Below are 2,619 nucleotides of genomic sequence, written 5' to 3' on the forward strand. Positions count from 1 at the left end.
CTTCGATGCTGACTATTTGCGAAACCCCGCGCCGGTGTACCCGCCCGTGTCGCGCCGTCGAGGCGAGCAGGGAGAGGTCCGCCTGCGCGTGTGGGTCAACGTTGCTGGTGCAGCGGAACGTGTCGCCGTGCATCAGAGCAGCGGGTTTTCGCGACTCGACGAAGCGGCGGTCCGAGCCGTCAGCGAATGGCGTTTTGTTCCCGCGCGTCAGGGTGGTCGCGCGGTGGCGGCACAGGTGATCGTGCCGGTCGAGTTTCGTCTGGGCGGCTAGGAGGTCGGGAATGACCGCACATTTCTTCAGGATGATGACAAAAGGATGGATATGAACGCTTCTTTCGACGTTGCCCATATCTGGGCCCAGAGCGATGCGGTGGCGCATGCCACAGCGCTTGTGTTGCTTGCGATGTCGATCGCGAGCTGGACGATCATTATTGGCAAGACCGCGGGTCTGCTGAGGCTTCGGCGGTCCATGCTTGGCGCGGTCGATTCATTCTGGCGGGCGGAGTCACGTGAGGAGGCGTTGGCCGCGATCAGTGCACATGATCGCAGCAAAGTGTTCACCTCGGTCGCGGCGGATGCGTTCGAAGCCGCTCAGGCGTATGAAGGGCGACGGACAGGCGGTATCGGTGCCGGCGTCGATGCAAGCGAATTCCTCGGACGCACGCTGCAGCAATCGACTGTGGCGGCGCAAGCGAGGGTGGAGCAGGGCTTGACGATGCTTGCCTCGGTCGGGGCGACCGCCCCTTTCGTCGGCCTGTTTGGCACGGTCTGGGGGATCTATCACGCGTTGGTCGGCTTGTCCGGTCAGAGTGCGGTGGTGCTTGATCAGGTTGCCGGCCCGGTCGGTGAGGCTCTGATCATGACGGCCGCGGGGCTGTTCGTCGCGATTCCCGCCGTGCTCGCCTACAACGCGTTCAGCCGTGCGAACCGACTGGTGCTCGCGCGCCTCGATGGCTTCGCCAACGGCTTGCACGCCTACCTCGTCGCGGGCGTGCGTCTTTCGCAACGTGTCGACGACGGCGGTACGCCTCCGCGTCCGCAGCAGGCGAGCTGAGGACTGACCATGGCTTTCAGCATGAAAAGCGGTCCGGTGGGCAGCGCCCAGCCTATGGCCGAGATCAACGTGATTCCGCTGGTGGACGTGATGCTGGTGCTGCTGGTGATCTTCATCATCACCGCGCCGCTTATGACGCAGGCGGTTCCGGTGCAATTGCCGCGCGCCGAGGGCGTACCGATCGACGAACGCCCGAAAACCGTGCGGGTATCACTCGATGAGCACCAGCAGCTCTACTTCAACGGCGAGCCGGTTGGCTACGAAACGCTTCAGGAGTTGCTGGCAAACCTGGCCTCCGAACCAGGACCTGTGCCGAGCCTGGAACTGCACGCATGGCGAGGTGCGCGCTATGAGCATGTCGTGCATCTGATGGCTTCTGCCCGACAGGTCGGTATCACGAACATTGGGTTCGTGACGGAAGGTACTTCACCTGATCTCCGGTGGACGAATGGCGAAATCTGATGGAACTGCCGAGTTTCGTCTACGGGGCGGGGCTGGAGACGCCCAAGCACGCTCTGTGATCCGAGCGCGCACAAGGCGCGGCAAGAGAGATCTGCAAAACGCATAAAGGGAAACTTTGAGGGAGGTTCATATGAGGTTGAAGAAGACAGGGCGATCAAGTTGGTTGAGGGCAGGATGGGTGGCAACGGCAACCGGGCTGGCCGTGGTCTTGCCGGGGCTATCGGCTGGATCCGAGCCGACGGCGCTTCCCAGTGTAGTCGTCACCGGGTCGGCGATCAGCGATCGCTTCGACTCGGAAGACCGTACGCCGGCCAGCTCGATGCTGATCACTGGCGAGCAGATCGACCAGGCGCGCGCGACGAGCATCATTGACGTGTTGCGCGCCGTGCCGGGACTCACTGCCGACGAACGTGGCGGGCCGGACGGGATCAAGATCCGCTTGCGCGGCGTGGACAACCAGCGGTTCATGGGCGAGAAACCGGGGGTGGCGATAGTGATCGACGGTGTTCCGGTTTTCGAGCGCACCGGTAGGGTCAACATCGATCTCGACAATATCGAGAGCATACGCGTCGTCAAGGGTGGCGCTTCCTACCTGTACGGCGAGGATGCGCTTTCCGGGGCGGTGATCATCACGACCAAGCGGGGTGCCCGACACGACGGCTTCACGGTGGAACATGATCGCGGCTCGTTCGGCTACCAGCGCTCGTATGTCAAAGCCGGCGGTGCAGGAGAAAGGTTCGGCGGGCATGTCCAGTACTCGCACCGCGAACTGGATGATTATTACGCACTTGCGAACAGTCACGCCAAGACGTTGGCCGGCAACCTCCAGTGGTTCATTGACGATGACAGCGACCTGACCCTGGGTTTCGAGAAATCCGACCGCTTCAGGGATCGGGAAGGCTCAGTGGTCGGAGCAACCCGCGCGAAGGTCGATCCGCGGGGCGAGTTCGAGGGGCGTGGGAGAACCCGGAATTTCGGGTAAGCGGATTAAATGGTTGATCTTACCTTTGCATGAGAGTGAGACAGACCGGCATCTCATCGGATTATCTGGTTGATGCTTCACCTACTGCTGGTGCATGTTTCCTTCGCTAATTCCAGCAAGA

The 2,619-nt window shown here is 62.0% G+C and carries 4 protein-coding genes; all 4 read left to right on the plus strand.

Annotated features, from left to right (window positions below; translation table 11 throughout):
• Positions 1-271, plus strand: a 271-nt coding sequence (locus GPA21_RS19765; protein ID WP_168989781.1) for an energy transducer TonB, incomplete at its 5' end; no start/stop codon positions are given.
• Between the two features lie 51 nt (positions 272-322).
• A complete protein-coding gene (locus GPA21_RS19770; protein ID WP_211163723.1) occupies positions 323-1,054 on the plus strand; it encodes a MotA/TolQ/ExbB proton channel family protein in 732 nt (243 codons plus the stop codon).
• 9 nt (positions 1,055-1,063) lie between these two features.
• Positions 1,064-1,516, plus strand: a complete 453-nt coding sequence (locus GPA21_RS19775) for an ExbD/TolR family protein (protein WP_168989783.1) — start codon at positions 1,064-1,066, stop codon at positions 1,514-1,516.
• Between the two features lie 178 nt (positions 1,517-1,694).
• Positions 1,695-2,498, plus strand: a complete 804-nt coding sequence (locus GPA21_RS19780) for a TonB-dependent receptor plug domain-containing protein (RefSeq protein ID WP_168989784.1) — start codon at positions 1,695-1,697, stop codon at positions 2,496-2,498.
• Positions 2,499-2,619: the final 121 nt, after the last annotated feature.

It is taken from the genome of Azoarcus taiwanensis, assembly GCF_012910885.1.
Taxonomy (GTDB): Bacteria; Pseudomonadota; Gammaproteobacteria; order Burkholderiales; family Rhodocyclaceae; genus Azoarcus_F; species Azoarcus_F taiwanensis.

Coding starts and splice junctions, on each gene's coding strand:
- GPA21_RS19770 (WP_211163723.1), top strand. CDS start 323: ATGAACGCTTCTTTCGACGTTGCCCATATCTGGGCCCAGAGCGATGCG.
- GPA21_RS19775 (WP_168989783.1), top strand. CDS start 1,064: ATGGCTTTCAGCATGAAAAGCGGTCCGGTGGGCAGCGCCCAGCCTATG.